This is a genomic window from Streptomyces sp. NPDC006197, from assembly GCF_040613865.1.
Lineage (GTDB): Bacteria > Actinomycetota > Actinomycetes > Streptomycetales > Streptomycetaceae > Streptomyces.
In genome coordinates, this window is record NZ_JBEXSZ010000135.1 from 1 (window position 1) to 22,678 (window position 22,678).

A 22,678-nucleotide genomic window follows, 5' to 3' on the forward strand; every position below is an offset into this window, starting at 1 on the left:
GGCCTGGTTCCGGCTCGCCGGCGTCGAGGACCCCGAGCACATGCAGGACGCCCGCGACAGCGCCCTGTCCATCGTCAAGGGCCACCGCGTCTCCGCGGCTGCCCCGGCACCGGCGCACCGGGCGGGAACGCCGGCGCGGGAACGCCGGCCGCAGGGGTGCCGGGACCGGGCGGGACGGGAAGGGGCGCGGCGGCCGCGGGGGCACCCGGCGCGCCGTACGGAGGAACCCCCGCCGGAGGCACCGCGCCGCCCGGCTGCACCGGGGCAGGGACGCCGGGCGCGACCGGCCCGCCCCCCGGAACGGGGGCGGGAGTCACCGGCGGGGCCGGCGGTGCGACGTTCCAGCCGGGCTCGAAGCCGCTGCCCGCCGGGAGGCCCGGCACGGCGACCGGCGCTCCGCTCGGCGGCGGGGGAGTGACACCGCCCGTCCCCGTACCGCCCGACGCGTTCTGCGTGTACCAGGCGGGCGGGGTGTAGTCGATGGTGAACTCACCCGTCATCTCGGCGGGATCCGCGTCGGACTGATCGTCGGCGGGTGGATTCCAACCCCCGTGGATCTCGTCGCGATCGCCGTTCACTTTGCCTCCTGGTGTGGTCGAGCACCCTTGTGCCGTTGTTGGGCGGGGCCCTTCCACCCTAAACGCCGCGGGGCGCGCCGGGGCAGGGCCGACGGCCCCTCCGCGCCCGCCTCCGCGACCCGGTCCGGGCCCCAAGTGACCCGGCCGCGCCGCAGAGTGAGAACCCCCACCGTTCAAAACGATGCAAAAACGGACGTACTTGAACGGCCCCGTGTCATGAGGCCGCCGCTCAGTCCATCCGGCGGGCGCCGCCCAACAATCCTGTCTCGGCGTCCGTCGCCTGGGTCATCACGAACTGGCGGTCGTTCGGTGTGCACCAGAGGGTCACCCCGTCGGCGAGCGTGGACAGCGCCTCGTACTCGTTCCGGGGCAGGCTCATGATGCGGCCGATCTGGGCCGCCTCGTCCGGGGACACCCGCTGGACGCCGACCAGGGAGGACTTCTCCAGGAGCCGGGGCGCGACCGGGCTCAGATACGGCAGCAGCGTCACCACGGACTGCCAGGGCGCCGACACGACGCGGCCGCGCGGCGGCCGCATGCCGCAGTCGCGCACCACGACCACCGGACTGCCCGCCGACGCGCCCTGCGGCGGCACCCGGCCCACGTCGTGCAGCGTGATGCACGGCTGCCCGCCGCCCGCGGCCTGCGCCAGGGCCGTCCACGCCTGGGCGCGGCCGGTCTCGACCGCCACCCGGGCGCCGGTCGCGGCCGCGCGCAGGGCCAGTACCTGAGCGGTCCACAGACCGCCGATGAGGGTGACGTCGTACGGGACGGGCCGGTTGATGCCGAGCACGGCCGGGCGGCCCTCGGCGTCCACGCCGATCACCATGCCGTCGTCGCCGACCGGCAGGGCCAGCGCCTCCAGCTGTTCCAGGGGTACGGAGTGCCGGTCGCGGCGCGGCCCGACGAGTCCGAAACCGAAGCGGGGACGGGAGGCCCGACCCGTACGCCGGGCGGAAGGCGCGCTCGAAGTCGGTGACGTGCCGAAGGAGGAGGTGGTGGACATCAGCGCGCACCTCCCAGCGGAAGCGTCGCCAGGATGCCGGGCACCTGTTCCCGGTCGAGCCGTACGAGCCCCGTCTTCACCCCGCGCGCCGCACGCTCCAGCTCGTGCCGCGCGGCCACCAGTTCCTCGTCACTGCGTCCGGTGATCCGCACGTGTCCGGTCACCGTCACCTCCTGCCGGTCCCCGCCGCTCAGCGTCAGGCTGAACGTCGTCGCGAGCGCGGGCAGCGAGGTCAGCAGGGCCACCAGCTGCGGCATCGACGCGCCCGCGCCGCCGTTCCGGCCGCCCAACTGGGGCCAGCGCCCCACCCAGTACGTCGTGTGCCGTCGGTCGTCCACCCGCCAGGTCCGCGCGGTCTCCTGGGTCCGGCGCCCCTGTGCCTGGCCCCGGCCCGCCTGCGCGATCGCCATCGGGCTGGCGCAGCTCGACGTGGCGAGCGCCGAGGTCAGCTCCTGCTCCGTCAGCACGCTCGCCCGGAACCCGGCGCCGGCGAGCCGGCTCGCCAGCTGGTCCGCCGCGCGCACCACGCACTTCTGGGCGCCGGTCATGCCGCCGCCGCGCGCGGCGACCGCCTCCGGGCAGAGCTCGGGGTCGAGCTTGAGCGCGATCCAGGTGATGCGCACCGCGGGCGAACCCGTCTGCGCCTGGAGCGGCCCGTAGTTGCGGGCGGCCATCGACTGCGCGGGCAGGTGAGGGGCGGGCGCCGGCTGCGTGTGCTGCACGATCTGCGCCGACTCCAGCCGGATGCCGTCCACGCTCAGCACGTCCCGGACGAGCCCGACGGGCAGCGGCTTCGCCGCGCGGTCCGGGCGCAGCGCCGTGCCGTCCGACTCGACCCGCAGGACGGCGGTCAGGAAGGTGCCGTCGCCGACCATCCCGACCGGACGCCGGTCGCGGTCGCTGTACGCGTAGGTCCGCAGCGCGGGGTCGCACTCCACGAGCGGCGCGAACCCCGGCTCGGTGTCCTCCGGCACCGTGAGCGAGGCGGCCCGGCGCGAGCGGGCGCGCAGCGCGAGGAAGGTGCCGAGCCACTCGGGCAGCGAACGCCGGTGCCGGCGCACCACGGCGAGCAGGACCAGCACGACGGCGACCACGCCCGCGGGGACGAGCAGCATCGGCTCGACGACCCAGGCGAGGAGCAGCAGCGCCGCCGCCACCTCGATCAGTACGAGCTGTTGCAATCGGAACGAACCGAAGTGTCCGGGACGTGCCTGGAGCCGCGGTGAGACCGCGGGGGCGGGGCCCGTGGACGGGGATGTGGAGGCAGCGGCCGCGGCGGGCCGCCTCCGCCTCGCGGAAGCCATGATGGAGAATCCCCCTCAATTCGTCCCGATGACCCTGGCCCGCCAGGGCTTTGGCGGCCGGATCACCCTACCCGCCCCACGAACCCCACGGGACAGCAGGCATAGTAGGGGGCCGGTCCGAAGGCCGGGGCCCGGGTGTCACCACCCCGGGGGCCCCGCGCGAAGATCGCGCCTGACGAGAATGGGGACTCATGGCATCGCGGCGGGACGAGCTCAACGCGTACACCTTTGCGAAGAAGCGCACGGTGGCGGCATTCCTCCAACCCTCGCCCTCCGGCACGGAGGAGGGGGCGCCGAAGCCGCTGAAGGCGATCGTCCCCGGAATGATCGTCGCCGCGCTCGTCGTCGCCGGGTTCGGCGCCTGGGGCATGTTCAGTCCCACCGCCCCCAAGGGCTGGGACACCCCCGGCACCCGGGTCATCGTCGGCAAGCAGTCGACCACCCGGTACGTCGTCCTGGAGACCGGCAAGGGCAAGGACAAGAAGACCCTGCTCCACCCCGTCCTCAACCTCGCCTCCGCCCGACTGCTGCTCAACCCCGACCAGTTCCAGGTCATCCAGGTCGACGACAGGAAGCTCGACGAGGGCAAGCCGCCGCGCGGGCCCATCCTCGGCATCCCGTACGCCCCCGACCGGCTGCCCGTCGCGGAGGACGCCGGCACGGAGAAGCGCTGGGCCGTCTGCGAGCAGCCCGGCGGCGGCAAGGGCGCCAGCGTCCAGAAGGCGACCTTCCTCCTCGCCAAGCGCGACGCCGACCGGACCGAGGGCGACAACAAGCTGAAGAACGGGCAGGTCCTGTACGTCAAGGGCCAGAAGGGGAGCGCCCAGTTCCTCGTCGACCACACCGGCACCAAGTACCCGGTGAAGGCCGAGCGGCCGGGTCTGCTCACCGCCCTCGTCGGTCTCGGCAAGGAGCCGCAGGCCGTCACCGACGACTGGCTCGCCACCCTGAAGACCGGCGACGAGATCGACTTCCCGGACATCGAGGGCACGGTCGGCGCCTCCGCCGGCATCCCCGGCAACACCCTCACCGGGACCGAGAACCGGATCGGCATGGTCCTCCTCGCCCAGACCGGCTCCGGCCCGCAGTACTACGTCGTGCTCGCCGGCAAGGTCCAGCCCGTCACCCCCTTCACGGCCTGGCTGCTCATCAACTCCCCGGAGACCGGCAACCTCGACATGGACGGCAAGGCCACCACCGTCGACGCCTCCTCCTTCGTCCCGGACCCCACCCTCTTCCACGCCGGCGCCCGCTGGCCGACGCTGAAGTCCACCCAGGTCAACGCCACCACCGGCGAGGGCGCCCGCGACACCGTCTGCAGCGTCCTCACCGACGTCGACGAGAAGGGCGACACCACGCTCACCACCTGGGCCGGCACCGAGTACCCCGCCGACATCACGGCCGGCGGCACCAGCACGTACGTCACCCCCGGCACGGGCCTGCTCTACACGCAGATCCAGGGCAAGCAGAAGACGCCCGACGGCTCCCTCTTCCTCGTCACCGACACCGGCCTGCGGTACGCCGTCCAGGCCAACGGAGACAGCGACTCCGCCCGCTCCGAGATCGGCGCCGGCGAGCAGAAGCAGACCGACGGAAGGCCGGAACCCAGCGACGCCCAGAAGCGTCTCGGCTACGAGAAGGTCGCGCCGGTCCTCGTCCCGATCGAATGGTCGGAGTTCCTGTCGAAGGGGCCCCGGCTCGACACCAACAGCGCGCGTCAGCCGCAGGGCTCCTAGGGGGTGGCACCGGTGACGACGACGTACCGCACGGCCGCCCTGCTCGCCGCGGGCACCCTCACGGCCCTGCTGGCCGCCCCCGCCGCGGCCGCCGCCCCCGGCCGGCCCCACCACGACGGCCCGGCCCTCGACGGCAGCGGCGAGTGCACCTTCCCCATGAAGAAACAGATCGAGGGCATCCCCTGGCCGCTCCAGCGGGTCCTCCTCGACGAGCTGTGGCAGGACACCAAGGGCAAGGGCGTCCGGGTCGCCGTCATCGACACCGGGGTCGACGACGTCAACCCGCAGCTGCGCACCGCCGTCGACGCCAAGGCGGGCAAGGACTACCTCAAGCCCGACAAGAACAACCCGTCCTTCGGCGACGAGAAGCGCGGCAAGACCGACGGCACCGTCGACGAGGTCGGCCACGGCACCAAGGTCGCCGGCATCATCGCCGCCCGCCCCCGCAAGGGCACCGGCTTCGTCGGCCTCGCGCCCGAGGCCACGATCATCCCGATCCGGCAGAACGACGAGAAGAACAGCGGCAAGTCCGACACCATGGCGCAGGCGATCACCTACGCCGTCGACAAGGCCGGCGCCGACGTCATCAACATCTCGCAGGACACCACCCAGCCGTTGAGTCCCGACTCGCCCATGGGCAAGGCCGTGGCCCACGCGATCGAGAAGAACGTCGTCGTCGTCGCCTCCGCCGGCAACGACGGCATGGACGGGGCCCGCAAGAAGACCTACCCGGCCGCCTTCCCCGGTGTCCTCGCCGTCGCCTCCTCCGACCGGAACAACGAACGCGCCGCCTTCTCCCAGTCCGGCCCCATGGTGGGCGTCGCCGCGCCCGGCGTCGACATCGTCTCCACCGTCCCCGGCGGCGGCCAGTGCGTCGACAACGGCACCAGCTTCTCCGCCCCGTACGTCGCAGGCGTCGCCACCCTGCTGCGCGCCAAGTACCCGGAGTGGACCGCGGCCCAGATCGTCACCCGGATCGAGCAGACGGCCGTCCGCTCGATCAACGGGCGCGACGACCACGTCGGTTGGGGCGTGATCGACCCGGTCCGGGCGCTCGCCGACCTTCCCGGGACGCCGGCCTCCTCGCCCGTGCCCGATCCGGGCCCGCCCAAGCCGCCGGCTCCCGAGCCGGCCCGGCTGACGCTGTCGGAGACGCCCCAGGAGCGCTCCGAACGGCTCGCCACCTATGCGTTGGGGATCGGAGGTGTCCTGGTGGCCGTGGTCGCCGGGACGGCCACCGTGATCCGCGACAGCCGCCGCAGGAGGGAGGCCCGGTGACGCGCGTACCGGTCAAGTATCGGGTCCCCCCTTTGCAGTTGGAACTGCCGCCGTCAATGGCTACAGTGACCGCTGGGGGCACGACAGTGCGAACCCAGCACGGGGGCGGCATCAGAAGATTCCCGTCCGCATCACGACCGGATGGCCCGACGGCCGGTCCGTCGCAGCCACCGAAGGAAGAAGGGGCAAGATGTCGAAAGACCTGAACGTAACCAGTGCCGAACAAGTCAAGCTCGCCGGCCGGATCCAGGACTTCTCCGACGAGCTCCAGTCCCGCATCACCTCCCTCAACGGCGTGGTCGACCGCGTCCAGGCGGGCTGGCAGGGCGCTGCGAGCAAGGAGTACGACCGGGTCCAGAACGACCTGAACCAGCGTCTGCGCAGCATGCGTGCCGAGCTCAGCAAGCTCGAGGAGATCATGCGGATGAGCGCCGACGGCTTCTCGCAGGAGGAGGAGGACCGCATGCGGTCCTTCCGTCAGATGGACGGCAACTCCGGCGCCGGCGCCTCCGGTGGCCAGAGCGCCATCCTCGGCATCTGAGCCGTCCGACCCGACCAGTCCTCCGCGCCACTTTCACCCGAGGAGTCAACACCATGACCACTGCGGTCAATTACGACACCGTGACGCAGGCGGCGGCCGACACCCGGCTGACCTCCAGCACCCTCACCCAGAAGCTCGACGACCTCATGGCCGAGGTCAACCGCGTCGCCTCCAACTGGGAAGGCGAGGCGAAGATCGCCTACCGCGAGAGCCAGGACCGCCTGACCCGCGACATGGCCGGCATGAACCAGGACCTGGCGCGCATCGCCCAGCTCCTCGACGAGTCGGTCGCCGGCTACCAGGACACCGACAAGGGCAACGCGGCTCGCTTCCGCATGATGTGAGCGCGCTTGCCGTGAGACCCGGCGAACACGTGTGAGGGGGTGGCCCGTTCCGACGGGCCACCCCCTCACACGTACGCCTCAACGCAGGTCGAACTCGCCGTCCCTGGCGCCCAGGACGAACGCGTCCCACTCGGCCTTCGTGTACCGCAGCACCGTGTCCCTGTCGAGCGACGAGCGCATCGCCACCGCGCCCTCGGGCAGCCGCGCGATCTCCACGCGCTCCTCGTCCGGGCTCGTCCCCGGGGCGCCCTGCCACTCCACGCCGGAGATGTCGAGCGCGTACAGCTCGTCCTTCTGGCGTTGCTTCTCGGCGGCCAGGGCGGCGTCCGCGCTCTCGGCGGCGGTCTCGTGGGCGTCGGTCATCGGCGCAATCCCTTCGCGGTGGTACGACGGTCCCTCCCACAGTAGTGGGAGGGACCGCTCCGCTCAGGGCCGTTTCGGGAGCTCAGTGCTGTTCGGGCAGCCAGCCCAGCTGCACCAGCGGCGTCCCGCGCTTGCGCGACACGAACGTGCCCCGGCCCGGAGGCATCGGCCGCGCCCGGACGCTGCCCAGGATGTCGCCCTCCTGCGGATCGCCGGAGAGGATCACGCCCTGCGCGCCCAGCTCCCGCATCCGCTGCATGAACGGCTCGTACATCGCGCGGGAGGCGCCCGCCTGGTTGCGCGCCACGATGAACCGGATGCCGACGTCCCGCGCGAACGGCAGGTTCTCCACCAGAACCGCCAGCGGGTTGCCCGAGTTGGTGGCCACCAGCTCGAAGTCGTCGACCAGGACGAACAGTTGCGGACCCGACCACCAGCTGCGGTCACGCAGCTGCTGCGGCGTGATGTCGGGCTTCGGCGCCCGCTTCGTCATCACCGTGTTCACCGCGTCCATGTGCATCTGCATGGCCGAGGCCATCGGCGCGTACTCCAGGAGGTGCGAGGGCGCCACGGCCTCCAGCATCGTCCGCCGGTAGTCGCCCACCACGATCCGCGCCTGCTCCGGCGAGTACCGCTCGCACAGCTGCTTGGCGATCAGCCGCAGCAGCGCCGTTTTGCCGGACTCGCTCTCGCCGAAGATCAGGAAGAACGGATCCGACTCGAAGTCGACGAACACCGGCTCCAGGTTCGTCTCGTCGATGCCGATCGCGATGCCGTGCTGCGGGTACTCGAAGCCCTTCGGCAGCTGCTCCGCCGGCAGCTTGCGCGGCAGCAGCCGCACCGCCGGAGCCGGGGCCCCGGTCCAGCTCGCCTTCACGGCCTGCACGAACGCCGACGTGCCCTCCGCCAGGTCGGCGGAGGAGCTCGACCCGTCGATCCGCGGCAGCGCCCCCATGAAGTGCAGCTTCTCCGGCACCTGGCCACGGCCCGGCACCCCGGTCGGCACGTTCGCCGCGACCTTCCGGTCGAACTCGGAGTCCATGACGTCACCGAGCCGCAGTTCGAGCCGGCCCAGCATCTGGTCCTTGAGCGCCGCCCGCACCTCCATGTACCGGGCGGCGGTGATCACCACGTGGATGCCGTAGCCCAGACCGCGCGCCGCGATGTCGGAGACGATCGGCTCCAGCATGTCGTAGTCGTTGCGGAAGGTTCCCCAGCCGTCCACGATCAGGAAGACGTCGCCCCAGGCCTCGCCCGGCAGTTCGCCCGCGGCCCGCTTGCGCCGGTAGGTCGCGATCGAGTCGATGGAGTGCGAGCGGAAGAACTCCTCCCGCCGGTTCAGGACGCCCATGACCTCCGCGACCGTCCGGCGCACCCGCTCCGGGTCGAGCCGGGACGCCACCCCGCCGACGTGCGGCAGGTCGGCCAGCGAGACCATGCCGCCGCCACCGAAGTCCAGGCAGTAGAACTGCACTTCGGCCGGGGTGTGGGTGAGCGCGAACGACGAGATCAGCGTCCGCATGATCGTCGACTTGCCGGACTGCGGACCGCCCACCACCATCATGTGACCGGCCGCACCCGAGAAGTCCCGGTACAGCACCTCGCGCCGCTGCTCGAACGGCTTGTCGATGAGGCCGAGCGGCACCGTGAGCCCGCCCTGACGCGTGTACTCCGTCGCCGTGAGCCCCCGGTCCGCCGTCTGCGCGAGCCCCGGGAGCAGCTGGTCCAGCGAGGGCGCCTGGTCGAGCGGCGGCAGCCACACCTGGTGCGCCGGCACCCCCTGGCCCTCCAGGCGCCGCACGATCACGTCGAGGACCGTGTCCGCGAGCGCGTCGTCCTCCTCGGCGCGCTGCGCCGTCAGATAGGCCGGGTCCGGCGCCGCGTACACCACGGGCACCGGCGCCGCGGTGAACAGCGCGGGCCGCCGCTCCACCGGCAGCTGCCCGATCTCCAGGCGCGGCCCGCCCGTCCGGTACGTCCCCGACACGTACGCCGCCTTGAAGCGGGTCATCTCGTCCGTGCCGAACTTCAGATAGCCCGAACCGGGCACCGACGGCAGGTGGTACGCGTCCGGCACGCCGATCGCCGTCCGCGACTCCGCCGCCGAGAAGGTCCGCAGACCGATCCGGTACGAGAGGTACGTGTCCAGGCCCCGCAGCTTGCCCTCCTCCAGGCGCTGCGAGGCGAGCAGCAGGTGCACGCCGAGCGAGCGGCCGATGCGGCCGATCTGGATGAACATGTCGATGAAGTCGGGCTTGGCGGTGAGGAGCTCGGAGAACTCGTCGATCACCAGGACCAGCGAGGCCAGCGGCTCCAGCGGAGCACCCGCCGCCCGCGCCTTCTCGTAGTCGTGGATGTTCGCGTAGTTGCCCGCCGAACGCAGCAGCTCCTGCCGCCGCTGGAGCTCGCCGCGGATCGCGTCGCCCATGCGGTCGACCAGCGTCAGGTCGTCCGCGAGGTTGGTGATGACCGCCGCCACGTGCGGCATCTGCGACATGCCCGCGAAGGTCGCACCGCCCTTGAAGTCCGCGAGGACGAAGTTCAGCGTCTCCGAGGAGTGCGTCACCGCCAGACCGAGCACCAGCGTGCGCAGCAGCTCCGACTTTCCGGAACCCGTCGCGCCGACGCACAGACCGTGCGGGCCCATGCCCTCCTGCGCCGCCTCCTTCAGGTCCAGCATGACCGGCTGGCCGTCCTCGCCGACACCGATCGGCACCCGGAGGCGCTCGGCCACCGACCGGGGCCGCCAGGTCCGCGCCACGTCCACCGAGGCCGCGTCGCCCAGGTTCAGCAGATCCGTGAAGTCCAGGTTGGCGAGCAGCGGCTCGTCGTCGTCCCCGCCGCCCATCCGCAGCGGCGCCAGCTGCCGGGCCAGCGCCTCGGCCGCCGGCAGCGAGATGCCGTCCGGCAGCCCCTCGTACGCGAAGCCGCCGCCCGACTCCAGGCGCAGCCGGCCCGGCCGTACCACCACCGAGAGGCCACCGCGCGGCTCGTCGAGCTCACCGGAGACGACCTCCACGATCGTCACGCCCTGAAGGCCCTCGGGCGCCGCGAGCAGCGAGTCCGGCGGCACCATTCCGCCGTCCAGGACCACCACCACGTGCGGCAGGTCCAGCACCGGCTGGCTCTCCCGGGAGAACCGCGTCCGCCCCTCCAGCTTCGAGCGGACCAGCTGCTCCAGCTCACCGAGGTCGTCGCCGAACAGGCGCTTCGTGCCCGCCCCGTCGACCTGCCCCGGCACCTGCGTGTGCGGCAGCCACTTCGTCCAGTCCCAGCGCTCCTGCGCCGGCCGCGCCGCCACCACGGCGAGCATCAGGTCCTCGGGGGAGTGCAGCGTCACCAGCTGCGCCACGAGCGCCCGCGCCGCCGCCTGCGCCGACTCCGGATCGCCCGACACCGTCACGTGGTAGAACGCCCGCATCGAGACCGCCATCGGCAGCCCGTCCAGCGTGCCGTGCACCGCCAGGAACTGCTGCATCGCACCCGCGCACAGCGGCTCCAGCTCGTCCACCGGAGCCGTGTCCGGCGCCACCAGGGGAGTCGCCAACTGCTGCGCCCCGAGACCGATCCGCGCCTGCCCGAAGTCATGGTCGCCGACCCGGCGCTCCCACACCCGGGACCCCTCGGCCACCACCGACCACAACTGCTCGGGGGAGGGGTGCAGATACAGCTGCGCGTCCCGCTGCTTGCGCGCCGTGCGCCGGACCGTACGCCGGGTCTGCGCGAGGTATTTGAGGTAGTCGCGGCGGACATCGGCCATTTGCCCCTGCGTACCGCGCCGGAATCTGACGAACTGGGCGACGGCCATCGCGACCGTCGACGCCAGCATCAGCGTGCCCATGATCCGCATGATCGGCGACGGCGTCATGAAGAAGAAGACGACCGACGACCCCATGCCGAGCATCGGCAGGAGCTGCATCAACGCCGACTCCTGCTGTCCCCGCGGAAGTTCCGGCGGAGACTCCAGGACCAGCTCCTCACCGGGCACTTCCGGAGGAAGGGACCTCGGCGGGCGTTTGACGACGATCTGGCTCACCGGCGCATCAATCCCTCGTTGGAGGCGGGCTCGTGGCGGGAGCATCCGCACGCCACCCCTGTCGGCAGCCGAGCGCGCGGACTTCCCCCATGAGACGGCGATCCTACTTGCAGCCCCCACCGGCCGTCCCCGGTAGGGTGGCGCGCGCATCGTGCGCAACCGCGAATCAGACACGGGCGCAACCGCGAATCCGACGCGCGCAACCGCGAATCAGGGGGTCCACACACGTGAGTACGACCGCAGCGACCGGCTTCTGCCGCGTCACCGTCGTGGCGCCGGACAGCCGCATCGACGTCGCGCTCCCCGAGGACATCGCCGTCGCCGACGTCTACCCGGAGATCCTGCGCCTCACCGGCCAGACCCAGGCGCCGGGCACCCCGACCGGCTACCACCTGGTCCGCCGCGACGGATCCGTCCTCGACGGCGCCCGCACCCTCGCCGCCCAGCAGGTCCTCGACGGCGAGGTGCTCTCGCTGCGCCCCTTCGCCCAGTCCCTCCCGCCGGCCGTCTACGACGACGTCTCCGACGCCGTCGCCTCCGCCGTCACCCGCGACCGGCACCTGTGGAGCGACGAACTGCTGCGCGGCGCCGGACTCCTCGGCGGCGTGCTCCTCCTCGTCCTCATGGGCTTCGTCCTCTGGTTCGCCGACCCGGTCCGCCACGACATGCACAGCCTCCCCGGGATCATCGCGGGCGCCGCCGGCCTCCTCCTCACCGCCTTCGCCGGCGTCCGCGCCCGCGTCTACGCGGACCGGACCACCGCGGTCGCCCTCGGCCTCGGCGCCCTGCCGCTGCTCCTCATCGCCGGCTCCGGCATCATCGCCGCCGACGCCGGCCAGGGCCCCGGCCGCCTGCAGTTCCTGCTCGGCTCCGTCACCGTCCTCGTCGCCTCCGTGGCCCTCGTCGCGCTCACCCCCAGCGGCGACGCCCCCTTCGTCGCCGCCACCTTCCTCGCCGGCGTCGGCACCCTCGCCACCTTCCTGATGATCCTCACCGAGGCCACCGCCACCGACGCCGCCGCCACCTGCGCCCCCGTCGCCATCGGCCTGGTCGCCTTCCTGCCCGGCCTCTCCGCCCGCTTCGCCCGCCTCCCCATCGGCTACGCCGCCCCGCGCAGCGCCGCCGACGACGACTTCTCCGCCGACCCGCAGCAGGGCGAGGAGGCGCAGCCCGTCGACGGCGAGCGCATCGCGCTCCAGGCCCGCCGCGGTCACGAGATGCTTCTCGGCCTGGTCGGCGGCTGCGCGGCCGTCGTCGTCGGCTCCGCCGCCGTCCTCGGCTTCGCCGGGAACGTCTGGGGCCAGTTCCTCGCCCTCGCCGCCGGCCTCGCGATGCTGCTGCGCGCCCGCCTCTTCCGGTACACCTCGCAGGTCGCCTGCGTCCTCGTCGCCGGCATCGCCGCCATCGCGCTGCTCGTCCTCGGCCTCTCCCTCAACCCGCCGGCCGACCTGGTCAAGGACCTCCTCATGTACGGGGACCGCGGCGGCCTCGACATCCGGACGATCTGGCTCACCGCCGCCGTCGCCGCCGGCGCCGCGCTGATCACCGCGATCGGCCTGATCATCCCGAGGAAGGGCCTCTCGCCCTTCTGGGGCCGCCTCCTCGACCTGGCCGAGGGCTTCGTCCTGCTCTCCCTCGTCCCGCTCTGCCTCGCGGTCCTCGACGTCTTCACCCAGGTCCGTTCCCTCACCAGCAAGTAGGAGGGGGTCCGGGGGCGCTCGGGCGAGCTGGTACGCTGTGTGACGGCCGTTTGTGTACGCGCTCCCGGAAGCCTTCCCAGGCCCTGGAAGCTGCGCCCATCGGACCTTCGCCCGTCGAGTCACGGAAGCTTCCCCTGAGAACTGGACCAGGGGCACTCGCGGGCGCACGAACACCCAAGAGGAGATCCGCGTGGCTCTCGACGCCGCTGTCAAGAAGCAGATCATGGCCGAGTTCGGCACCAAGGAGGGCGACACCGGCTCCCCCGAGGTCCAGGTCGCGATGCTGTCCCGTCGCATCTCGGACCTGACCGAGCACCTCAAGCAGCACAAGCACGACCACCACTCCCGTCGTGGTCTGCTGATCCTGGTCGGCCAGCGCCGCCGCCTGCTGCAGTACCTGGCCAAGAAGGACATCCAGCGCTTCCGTACGCTGGTCGACCGCCTCGGCATCCGCCGCGGTGCGGCCGGCGGCGCCAAGTAAGGACGCCGTGAAGGGAGCGGTTCCCACTTTCAGGGGGCCGCTCCCTTTGCTGTACGTGCACAAAGTGCGCATCGGCACTTAGTCTGGTCGCACAACCCCATACGACGAGCGTGAAGCCGCCGGCCAGCCGCCGGTCCTCGGTAGTGGCCCCCGGAAACGAACACCCGGGTGCTTCGATCGAAGACCGGCCCGCCCTCAGAGCGCGAGCTTCTCCGCCGCCGTCGCACACCGTCCCCGGCCACACGGGCCGAAGGACGCAAAGACGAACACGTAGGAGAAACCCATAGTGGAGAACGAGACCCACTACGCCGAGGCCGTCATCGACAACGGCGTCTTCGGTACCCGCACCATCCGCTTCGAGACCGGCCGTCTGGCCAAGCAGGCCGCCGGCTCCGCCGTCGCCTACCTGGACGACGAGACCATGGTCCTCTCGGCGACCACCGCCTCGAAGCGCCCCAAGGACCAGCTCGACTTCTTCCCCCTGACGGTGGACGTCGAGGAGCGGCAGTACGCGGCCGGCAAGATCCCCGGCTCCTTCTTCCGCCGTGAGGGCCGCCCCTCCGAGGACGCCGTCCTCACCTGCCGCCTGATCGACCGGCCGCTGCGCCCCTCCTTCAAGAAGGGCCTGCGCAACGAGATCCAGATCGTCGAGACGATCATGGCGCTCAACCCCGACCACCTGTACGACGTGGTCGCGATCAACGCCGCCTCGGCTTCCACGATCCTGGCGGGCCTGCCCTTCTCCGGCCCGATCGGCGCCACCCGCGTCGCCCTGATCAAGGGCCAGTGGGTCGCGTTCCCGACGCACACCGAGCTCGAGGACGCCGTCTTCGACATGGTCGTCGCCGGTCGCGTCCTGGAGGACGGCGACGTCGCGATCATGATGGTCGAGGCCGAGGCCACCGAGAAGACCGTCCAGCTGGTCAAGGACGGCGCCGAGGCGCCGACCGAGGAGGTCGTCGCCGCCGGTCTCGAGGCCGCGAAGCCCTTCATCAAGGTCCTCTGCAAGGCCCAGTCGGACCTCGCCGCCAAGGCCGCCAAGCCCACCGGCGAGTTCCCCGTCTTCCTCGACTACCAGGACGACGTCCTGGAGGCGCTCACCGCCGCCGTCAAGGACGAGCTCGCCCAGGCGCTCACCATCGCCGGCAAGCAGGAGCGCGAGACCGAGCTCGACCGCATCAAGGAGATCGCCGCCGAGAAGCTCCTCCCGGCCTTCGAGGGCCGCGAGAAGGAGATCTCCGGCGCCTACCGCGCGCTGACCAAGAAGCTGGTCCGCGAGCGGATCATCAAGGACAAGGTCCGCATCGACGGCCGCGGCATCACGGACATCCGTACGCTCGCCGCCGAGGTCGAGGCCATCCCGCGCGTGCACGGCTCGGCGCTGTTCGAGCGTGGCGAGACCCAGATCCTGGGCGTCACCACCCTCAACATGCTCCGCATGGAGCAGCAGCTGGACACCCTCTCCCCGGTGACCCGCAAGCGCTACATGCACAACTACAACTTCCCGCCGTACTCCGTCGGCGAGACCGGCCGCGTGGGCTCGCCCAAGCGCCGCGAGATCGGCCACGGCGCCCTCGCCGAGCGCGCCCTCGTGCCGGTCCTCCCGACCCGCGAGGAGTTCCCCTACGCGATCCGCCAGGTGTCCGAGGCCCTCGGCTCCAACGGCTCGACGTCCATGGGCTCGGTCTGCGCCTCCACCATGTCGCTGCTGAACGCCGGTGTGCCGCTGAAGGCCCCCGTCGCCGGCATCGCCATGGGCCTCATCTCCGAGGACATCGACGGCCAGACGCACTACGTCGCCCTCACCGACATCCTCGGTGCGGAGGACGCCTTCGGCGACATGGACTTCAAGGTCGCCGGCACGAAGGAGTTCGTCACCGCCCTCCAGCTCGACACCAAGCTGGACGGCATCCCGGCCTCCGTCCTGGCCGCGGCCCTCAAGCAGGCCCGCGACGCCCGCCTCCACATCCTCGACGTGATGATGGAAGCGATCGACACGCCGGACGAGATGTCCCCGAACGCCCCGCGGATCATCACCGTCAAGATCCCCGTGGACAAGATCGGCGAGGTCATCGGCCCCAAGGGCAAGATGATCAACCAGATCCAGGAGGACACCGGCGCCGAGATCACGATCGAGGACGACGGCACCATCTACATCGGTGCCGCCGACGGCCCGGCCGCCGAGGCCGCCCGCGCCACGATCAACGGCATCGCCAACCCGACCATGCCGGAGGTCGGCGAGCGCTACCTGGGCACGGTCGTCAAGACCACCACCTTCGGTGCCTTCGTCTCCCTGCTCCCGGGCAAGGACGGCCTGCTGCACATCTCGCAGATCCGCAAGCTCGCCGGTGGCAAGCGCGTGGAGAACGTCGAGGACGTGCTCGCGATCGGCTCCAAGGTCCAGGTCGAGATCGCCGAGATCGACCAGCGCGGCAAGCTCTCCCTGATCCCCGTGATCGCGGACGAGGACGGCGCTGCCGAGGGTGACAAGGACGACGCTGCCAAGTGACGTCCCGTAGTTCCCGCGCGACGGCCCGCCCCTCTTCGGAGGGGCGGGCCGTCGCCCGTACCCAAACGCTTCTCCCGGGCAAGGACGGCATCGGCACGGTCCGGCGCACGACCCTCCCCGGCGGCCTGAGGATCGTCACCGAGACCCTCCCCTCCGTGCGCTCCGCCACCTTCGGCATCTGGGCGCACGTCGGCTCCCGCGACGAGACCCCGACGCTCAACGGCGCGACCCACTACTTGGAGCACCTCCTCTTCAAGGGCACCCACAAGCGGTCCGCCCTCGACATCTCCTCCGCGCTCGACGCGGTCGGCGGCGAGATGAACGCCTTCACGGCGAAGGAGTACACCTGCTACTACGCCCGGGTCCTCGACACCGACCTGCCGCTGGCGATCGACGTCGTCTGCGACATGCTCACCGACTCGCTCATCCTCGACGAGGACGTGGACGCCGAGCGCGGCGTCATCCTCGAAGAGATCGCGATGACCGAGGACGACCCGGGTGACGTCGTGCACGACCTGTTCGCGCAGACGATGTTCGGCGACACCCCGCTGGGCCGCCCGGTCCTCGGCACCGTCGACACGATCAACGCGCTCAGCCGCGGCCAGATCGCCCGCTTCTACAAGAAGCACTACGACCCGACCCACCTGGTCGTCGCCTGCGCGGGCAACGTCGACCACGCCACGGTGGTGCGCCAGGTCCGCCGCGCCTTCGAGAAGGCCGGCGCCCTCGGCCGTACCGACGCCGTCCCCGTCGCCCCCCGCGAGGGCGCCCGGACCATCCGCACGGCGGGCCGCGTCGAGCTCCTGAACCGCAAGACCGAGCAGGCCCACGTCGTCCTCGGCATGCCGGGCCTGGCCCGCACCGACGAGCGCCGCTGGGCCCTCGGCGTGCTGAACACCGCCCTCGGCGGCGGCATGTCCTCCCGCCTCTTCCAGGAGGTCCGCGAGAAGCGCGGCCTGGCCTACAGCGTGTACTCGTACACCTCGGGCTTCGCCGACTGCGGCCTCTTCGGGGTGTACGCGGGCTGCCGGCCCAGCCAGGTCCACGACGTCCTGAAGATCTGCCGCGACGAGCTCGACAAGGTCGCCTCGGACGGCCTCACGGACGAGGAGATCACCCGCGCCGTGGGCCAGCTCTCCGGCTCGACCGTGCTCGGCCTGGAGGACACCGGCGCGCTGATGAACCGCATCGGCAAGAGCGAGCTGTGCTGGGGCACCCAGATGTCGGTCGACGACATGCTCTCCCGGATCGCGGCGGTCACCCCGGACGAGGTCCGCGAGGTCGCCCGCGATGTACTGGAGCAGCGGCCCTCGCTGTCGGTGATCGGCCCGCTGAAGGACAAGCAGGCGGACCGCCTCCACCACGCGGTCTCCTGAACCACAAGTCCCCTAAGGAAGAGCAATGAGCAAGCTGCGTGTGGCGGTCCTCGGAGCCAAGGGCCGCATCGGCTCCGAGGCGGTCAGGGCCGTCGAGGCCGCCGAGGACATGGAACTGGTCGCGGCCCTCGGCCGCGGCGACGGTCTGGAGGCGCTCACCGAGGCGGGCGCCCAGGTCGTCGTCGAGCTGACCACCCCGGACTCGGTCATGGAGAACCTCGACTTCTGCGTGCGTCACGGCATCCACGCGGTCGTCGGCACCACCGGCTGGACCGAGGACCGCCTCGCGCAGCTGAACGGCTGGCTCGCCGCCTCCCCGGAGACCGGCGTCCTCATCGCTCCGAACTTCTCCATCGGAGCAGTCCTCACCATGAAGTTCGCGCAGATCGCGGCCCCGTACTTCGAGTCGGTCGAGGTCGTCGAGCTGCACCACCCGAACAAGGTGGACGCCCCCTCCGGTACGGCCACCCGCACCGCCCAGCTGATCGCCGAGGCCCGGTCGAAGGCAGGCTGCGCCCCGCAGCCCGACGCCACGACCACCGCCCTGGACGGGGCTCGCGGGGCGGACGTCGACGGCGTTCCCGTGCACGCGGTACGCCTCCGGGGCCTGCTGGCCCACCAGGAGGTGCTGCTCGGCGGCGAGGGCGAGACCCTCACCGTCCGCCACGACTCCCTGCACCACTCCAGCTTCATGCCGGGCATCCTCCTCGGCGCCCGCCGCGTGATCACGACCCCGGGCCTCACCTTCGGCCTGGAGCACTTCCTGGACCTGGGCTGACGGTCATGGGCGGAAAGATCACGTACGTCTTCCTGGCCACCGTCCTCGTCCTCGTCTTCGGCGTGGTGGGGATGGAGGGCGTCCTGCTGCTCCTCACGGGCGAGCCGGCCGCCATGGGCATGGGCGCGGTGGCGTTCCTGCTGCCCGTCGTGGGCGGCTGGTTCCTCTGGAAGAACACCCGGTTCGCGCGCCAGGCAGGCCGCCTCGCCTCCGAGCTGGAGGCCGAGGGTGGCCTGCCCGTCGACGAGCTGAAGCGCACGCAGGGCGGCCGGATCGACCGGGACTCGGCCGACGAGGTCTTCGCCCTGCGCAAGGCCGAGACGGAGGACTCACCCGAGGACTGGCGCTGCTGGTTCCGGCTGGCGGTGGCCTACCACGACGCCCGGGACACCCCCCGGGCCCGCAAGGCGATGCAGCGGGCCATCGCACTCCACGAGGGGCGCCCGGCCAGCGCGTAGCGACCTGGGGCCTGTCTTTCGGATCAGGCCCTAGGCCGTGCCGTACTCGGCGTTCCAGGCCTCGACCGTGTCGGCCGCCCGGTCGAAGGCCTCGACGCGGGAGAGGAAGTCGGCGTTGTGGTCGGTGAGCAGCATCAGCTGCTCACCACCCCGCCGGTCGAGCACCAGGGCCTGGCCCTGGACCGTGCGGGGGAGTCCCAGCCAGCGCACCGGCTGCTGGGTGGTCCGCAGGGACGTCACCTTCGCCCAGGGCACGGTGACGGTCGAGAGGAAGCCCACGCGCCGCACGCCGGCGCGGCTCACCCAGGCGCCCATGCGCAGCATCCGCAGGGCGGCCGCGATGACGAGCAGGGCGATGCCGAAGGTGACGCACGCGCCGCCGAAGGCTCCGGCGAAGGCGACGATCACCGCGGCGAGCAGGATGAAAGACGCGAGCAGCAGCGCGAGCGCCGCCGCCCCCACCCGCCACGACCCCGGCCGGTACGGACGACGCCACTGGTCGTGGTCGTCGAACGGCAGGGCGACGTGGTCGGTCGTGTCAAAAGCACGGTCGGCCGTCAGGAAGGGCAGGGGCACGACAGGTCCTCACTCACAAGCACGCTCGAAGGGGCGGTGCCCGGTGAGGCTACCTCAGCGGTTGTCGGAGGCCTCGGACTGCTGCTGACGAGTGGCCGAGTCACCCGACTGGAGCGAGGGCATCCCGAGGACGAGGGACCCGACGAGGCCGGCCACGACGGTCAGCCCGAGCAGGGTGCGGCCCACGACCTGCGAGGCGCTGAGGCGCTCCCGGGGCGGTGGAGTGACGTTACTGCGGAAGTGGTCGGCCTCCGCGACGAACGCGAACGGTACGGCCTCTTTCCGGCGGAACATCAGAGCCACTCTCCTTCTTCGTCGTGATGCGTCACAGGTACAGACGACGGAACCGACGTTTTGGTGCCCTTTTTCATCAAAGCGGCCGTATCTCATCCTCCGGTAGGACGTCACAGGTGTGTAGAGATCGGGCGGGCCCTCCGACCGTCCGGCCCTACAGGCACACATGTCCGAACGCACGATGCGAAGTGTCCGTATTGCGACGTTTCGAGAAGTTCATCTAGGCTGATCAAACGGACCCGGCGCTGCCTGAACCCCCGAGCAGGCAGCGCCGGGCTCCCTTTCTCCTGTCCCCCTCAGGGGCGCCCGGCGCTGAGCAGCGAGTAGCGTGTTACCCATGGCTCCGATCTCCACTCCGCAGACCCCCTTCGGGCGGGTCCTCACCGCCATGGTCACGCCCTTCACGGCGGACGGCGCACTCGACCTCGACGGTGCCCAGCGACTCGCCACCCACCTGGTGGACGCAGGCAACGACGGCCTCGTCATCAACGGCACCACCGGCGAGTCCCCGACCACCAGCGACGCGGAGAAATCGGAGCTCGTACGAGCGGTGCTGGAGGCGGTCGGCGACCGCGCCCACGTCGTCGCCGGCATCGGCACCAACGACACCCACCACTCCGTCGAACTGGCCCGCACCGCCGAGCGCGACGGCGCCCACGGCCTCCTCGCCGTGACCCCTTACTACAACAAGCCCCCGCAGGAGGGCCTGTACCGGCACTTCTCGGCCATCGCCGACGCCACCGGCCTCCCCGTGATGCTGTACGACATCCCCGGCCGCAGCGGCGTCCCGATCGACACCGAGACGATCGTCCGCCTCGCCGAGCACCCGCGCATCGTCGCCAACAAGGACGCCAAGGGCGACCTCGGCCGCGCCAGCTGGGCCATCGCCCGCTCCGGCCTCGCCTGGTACTCCGGCGACGACATGCTCAACCTGCCGCTGCTCTCCGTCGGCGCCTGCGGCTTCGTCTCCGTCGTCGGCCACCTCGTCACCCCGGAGCTCCGCGCCCTCCTCGACGCCCACCTCGGCGGCGAGGTCCAGAAGGCCACCGAGATCCACCAGAAGCTGCTGCCGGTCTACACCGGCATGTTCCGCACCCAGGGCGTCATGACCACCAAGGCCGCCCTCGCCCTCCAGGGCCTCCCGGCCGGACCGCTGCGCCTGCCGCTCGTCGAGCTCTCCGCACAGGAGACCGAGCAGCTCAAGGTCGACCTGGCCGCCGGCGGGGTAGAACTCTGACAACGGACTTCACAACTGAACACTGACAACAGCAAGTGCACGATTGTCATGCGCGCCACGTGCCCGATCGGTACGTGGCGCGCATGGTGAGGAGAGTCTTTTGAGTCATCCGCATCCTGAACTCGGCGCCCCGCCGAAGCTGCCCAAGGGCGGGCTGCGCGTCATCCCGCTCGGCGGCCTCGGCGAGATCGGCCGCAACATGACGGTCTTCGAGTTCGACGGCCGTCTGCTGATCGTCGACTGCGGCGTCCTCTTCCCCGAGGAGGAGCAGCCCGGCGTCGACCTGATCCTGCCGGACTTCACCATCATCCGGGACCGCCTCGACGACATCGAGGGCATCGTGCTCACGCACGGGCACGAGGACCACATCGGTGCCGTCCCCTACCTGCTCCGGCTGAAGCCGGACATCCCGCTCATCGGCTCCAAGCTGACCCTCGCCCTGATCGAGGCGAAGCTCCAGGAGCACCGCATCCGCCCCTACACCCTGGAGGTGAAGGAGGGCGACCGCGAGAGCCTGGGCTCCTTCGACTGCGAGTTCATCGCCGTCAACCACTCCATCCCGGACGCCCTGGCCGTCGCCATCCGCACCCCCGCGGGCATGGCCGTCGCCACCGGCGACTTCAAGATGGACCAGCTCCCGATGGACGGCCGCCTCACCGACCTCCACGCGTTCGCGCGGCTCAGCGAGGAGGGCATCGACCTCCTCCTGTCCGACTCGACGAACGCCGAGGTCCCGGGCTTCGTCCCGCCGGAGCGGGACATCTCCAACGTCCTGCGGAACGTCTTCGCGAACGCCCCGAAGCGCATCATCGTGGCCAGCTTCGCCAGCCACGTGCACCGCATCCAGCAGATCATCGACGCCGCCCACGAGTACGGCCGCCGTGTCGCCTTCGTCGGCCGCTCGATGGTCCGGAACATGGGCATCGCCCGCGACCTGGGCTACCTCCGCGTCCCGGCCGGCCTCGTCGTGGACGTGAAGACCCTCGACGACCTGCCGGACGACGAGGTCGTGCTGGTCTGCACGGGCTCCCAGGGCGAGCCCATGGCGGCCCTGTCCCGCATGGCCAACCGCGACCACCAGATCCGCATCGTCCCCGGCGACACGGTGATCCTCGCGTCCTCCCTCATCCCGGGCAACGAGAACGCGGTCTACCGCGTGATCAACGGCCTGACCCGCTGGGGCGCGAACGTGGTCCACAAGGGCAACGCCAAGGTCCACGTCTCGGGCCACGCCTCGGCCGGCGAGCTGCTGTACTTCTACAACATCTGCAAGCCGAAGAACCTCATGCCGGTCCACGGCGAATGGCGCCACCTGCGCGCCAACGCCGAGCTCGGCGCGATGACGGGCATCCCCAAGGACCACATCGTCATCGCCGAGGACGGCGTCGTCGTCGACCTGGTCGACGGCCGCGCCCGCATCACCGGCAAGGTCCAGGCGGGCTACGTGTACGTGGACGGCCTCTCGGTCGGCGACGTCACCGAGACCCATCTCAAGGACCGCCGCATCCTCGGCGAAGAGGGCATCATCTCGGTCTTCGTGGTCGTGGACTCCTCCACGGGCAAGATCGTGAGCGGCCCGAACATCCACGCCCGCGGCTCCGGCATCGAGGACTCGGCGTTCGACGCCGTGATCCCGAAGGTCGACCAGGCGCTGAACAGGTCCGCCCAGGACGGCGTCGTCGAACCGCACCAGCTCCAGCAGCTGATCCGCCGCACCGTCGGCAAGTGGGTGTCCGACACCTACCGCCGCCGCCCGATGATCCTCCCGGTCGTCGTGGAGGTCTGACCAAGAGGTCTGACCAGCGCGCTTCTGGAGCGGGGCCCCTCGATTTGCATCGGGGCGCCCCGCTCCAGTACGTTTACGGCTCCGCCAGATCGGGAAGCCCCGGCGCCGCAGTGCGCCCGGAGGACGAACCGGGAGGCGGGAAATCCGACTCAGAACTTCTGATAAAGTCGGAACGCGCCGGAAGGCCCCGAAAAAACAAATTCGGGACCGGAAAGCACCGAGGAAATCGGATCGCAAAGATCTGATAGAGTCGGAAACGAAGGAAGCGCCCGGAGGGCCCGGAAACGGGACCGAAGG

General features: G+C 71.2%; 18 protein-coding genes and 2 pseudogenes. 13 read left to right on the top strand and 7 right to left on the bottom strand.

What is annotated here, in order from left to right:
* A pseudogene (locus ABZ318_RS31230) lies at positions 1-94 on the top strand (HAD-IB family hydrolase); the annotation flags it as partial.
* 226 nt (positions 95-320) lie between these two features.
* Here the strand turns inward: ABZ318_RS31230 and ABZ318_RS31235 are convergent.
* From ABZ318_RS31235 to eccE, 3 genes and pseudogenes are all read right to left on the bottom strand, one after another.
* A pseudogene (locus ABZ318_RS31235) lies at positions 321-578 on the bottom strand (SCO5717 family growth-regulating ATPase); the annotation flags it as partial.
* A gap of 229 nt (positions 579-807) precedes the next feature.
* Positions 808-1,584 (bottom strand): hypothetical protein, encoded by a 777-nt coding sequence (locus ABZ318_RS31240; RefSeq protein WP_356905804.1) that lies wholly within the window; start codon positions 1,582-1,584, stop codon positions 808-810.
* Positions 1,584-2,888: a type VII secretion protein EccE gene (gene eccE / locus ABZ318_RS31245; RefSeq protein ID WP_356905805.1), complete on the bottom strand. Its 1,305-nt coding sequence runs from the start codon at positions 2,886-2,888 to the stop codon at positions 1,584-1,586. Before eccE ends, ABZ318_RS31240 begins: the two co-directional genes overlap by 1 nt.
* A gap of 191 nt (positions 2,889-3,079) precedes the next feature.
* On the opposite strand from eccE, the gene eccB reads away from it, so the two are divergent.
* The 4 genes from eccB to ABZ318_RS31265 all read left to right on the top strand — a co-directional run bounded on the left by eccB (position 3,080) and on the right by ABZ318_RS31265 (position 6,787).
* Positions 3,080-4,624, top strand: a complete 1,545-nt coding sequence (eccB, locus tag ABZ318_RS31250) for a type VII secretion protein EccB (protein ID WP_356905806.1) — start codon at positions 3,080-3,082, stop codon at positions 4,622-4,624.
* A 12-nt stretch (positions 4,625-4,636) separates the two neighbouring features.
* Positions 4,637-5,902 carry a type VII secretion-associated serine protease mycosin gene (mycP, locus tag ABZ318_RS31255; RefSeq protein WP_356905807.1) on the top strand — a complete coding sequence of 422 codons (1,266 nt, stop codon included), beginning with the start codon at positions 4,637-4,639 and terminating at the stop codon, positions 5,900-5,902.
* A gap of 190 nt (positions 5,903-6,092) precedes the next feature.
* Positions 6,093-6,443, top strand: a complete 351-nt coding sequence (locus ABZ318_RS31260; RefSeq protein WP_356905808.1) for a WXG100 family type VII secretion target — start codon at positions 6,093-6,095, stop codon at positions 6,441-6,443.
* Between the two features lie 53 nt (positions 6,444-6,496).
* The gene (locus ABZ318_RS31265) at positions 6,497-6,787 is read left to right on the top strand and encodes a WXG100 family type VII secretion target (protein ID WP_017235850.1); all 291 of its coding nucleotides are present in this window, start codon (positions 6,497-6,499) and stop codon (positions 6,785-6,787) included.
* A gap of 78 nt (positions 6,788-6,865) precedes the next feature.
* Here the strand turns inward: ABZ318_RS31265 and ABZ318_RS31270 are convergent, their stop codons facing one another.
* Both ABZ318_RS31270 and eccCa read right to left on the bottom strand, forming a co-directional pair.
* Positions 6,866-7,150 (bottom strand): DUF397 domain-containing protein, encoded by a 285-nt coding sequence (locus tag ABZ318_RS31270; RefSeq protein ID WP_356905809.1) that lies wholly within the window; start codon positions 7,148-7,150, stop codon positions 6,866-6,868.
* 82 nt (positions 7,151-7,232) lie between these two features.
* Entirely contained in the window at positions 7,233-11,186 is a 3,954-nt protein-coding gene (eccCa, locus tag ABZ318_RS31275; RefSeq protein ID WP_356905810.1) for a type VII secretion protein EccCa, read from the bottom strand.
* Positions 11,187-11,413: 227 nt separating this feature from the next.
* Between eccCa and eccD the strand changes: the two genes are divergently transcribed.
* The 6 genes from eccD to ABZ318_RS31305 all read left to right on the top strand — a co-directional run bounded on the left by eccD (position 11,414) and on the right by ABZ318_RS31305 (position 18,488).
* Complete coding sequence (gene eccD, locus ABZ318_RS31280) at positions 11,414-12,886, top strand: type VII secretion integral membrane protein EccD (protein WP_356905811.1); 1,473 nt, start codon at positions 11,414-11,416, stop codon at positions 12,884-12,886.
* A gap of 190 nt (positions 12,887-13,076) precedes the next feature.
* Positions 13,077-13,367: a 30S ribosomal protein S15 gene (gene rpsO / locus ABZ318_RS31285; RefSeq protein WP_015036567.1), complete on the top strand. Its 291-nt coding sequence runs from the start codon at positions 13,077-13,079 to the stop codon at positions 13,365-13,367.
* A 286-nt stretch (positions 13,368-13,653) separates the two neighbouring features.
* The gene (locus tag ABZ318_RS31290) at positions 13,654-15,876 is read left to right on the top strand and encodes a polyribonucleotide nucleotidyltransferase (protein WP_356905812.1); all 2,223 of its coding nucleotides are present in this window, start codon (positions 13,654-13,656) and stop codon (positions 15,874-15,876) included.
* On the top strand, positions 15,873-17,252 hold the full coding sequence (locus ABZ318_RS31295; protein WP_356905813.1) for a pitrilysin family protein: 1,380 nt from the start codon (positions 15,873-15,875) through the stop codon (positions 17,250-17,252). Before ABZ318_RS31290 ends, ABZ318_RS31295 begins: the two co-directional genes overlap by 4 nt.
* Before the next feature lie 25 nt (positions 17,253-17,277).
* Positions 17,278-18,030 (top strand): 4-hydroxy-tetrahydrodipicolinate reductase, encoded by a 753-nt coding sequence (gene dapB / locus ABZ318_RS31300; protein ID WP_356905814.1) that lies wholly within the window; start codon positions 17,278-17,280, stop codon positions 18,028-18,030.
* Positions 18,031-18,035: 5 nt separating this feature from the next.
* Positions 18,036-18,488 (top strand): hypothetical protein, encoded by a 453-nt coding sequence (locus ABZ318_RS31305; RefSeq protein WP_356905815.1) that lies wholly within the window; start codon positions 18,036-18,038, stop codon positions 18,486-18,488.
* Between the two features lie 30 nt (positions 18,489-18,518).
* Here ABZ318_RS31305 and ABZ318_RS31310 read toward each other — a convergent pair whose 3' ends face one another.
* A complete protein-coding gene (locus ABZ318_RS31310; RefSeq protein WP_356905816.1) occupies positions 18,519-19,064 on the bottom strand; it encodes a hypothetical protein in 546 nt (181 codons plus the stop codon).
* 54 nt (positions 19,065-19,118) lie between these two features.
* The gene (locus ABZ318_RS31315; protein WP_356905817.1) at positions 19,119-19,358 is read right to left on the bottom strand and encodes a hypothetical protein; all 240 of its coding nucleotides are present in this window, start codon (positions 19,356-19,358) and stop codon (positions 19,119-19,121) included.
* 337 nt (positions 19,359-19,695) lie between these two features.
* On the opposite strand from ABZ318_RS31315, the gene dapA reads away from it, so the two are divergent.
* Together dapA and ABZ318_RS31325 are read left to right on the top strand one after the other, a co-directional pair.
* Positions 19,696-20,595: a 4-hydroxy-tetrahydrodipicolinate synthase gene (gene dapA / locus ABZ318_RS31320; protein ID WP_123455700.1), complete on the top strand. Its 900-nt coding sequence runs from the start codon at positions 19,696-19,698 to the stop codon at positions 20,593-20,595.
* A gap of 100 nt (positions 20,596-20,695) precedes the next feature.
* Complete coding sequence (locus ABZ318_RS31325; RefSeq protein ID WP_356905818.1) at positions 20,696-22,381, top strand: ribonuclease J; 1,686 nt, start codon at positions 20,696-20,698, stop codon at positions 22,379-22,381.
* Positions 22,382-22,678: the final 297 nt, after the last annotated feature.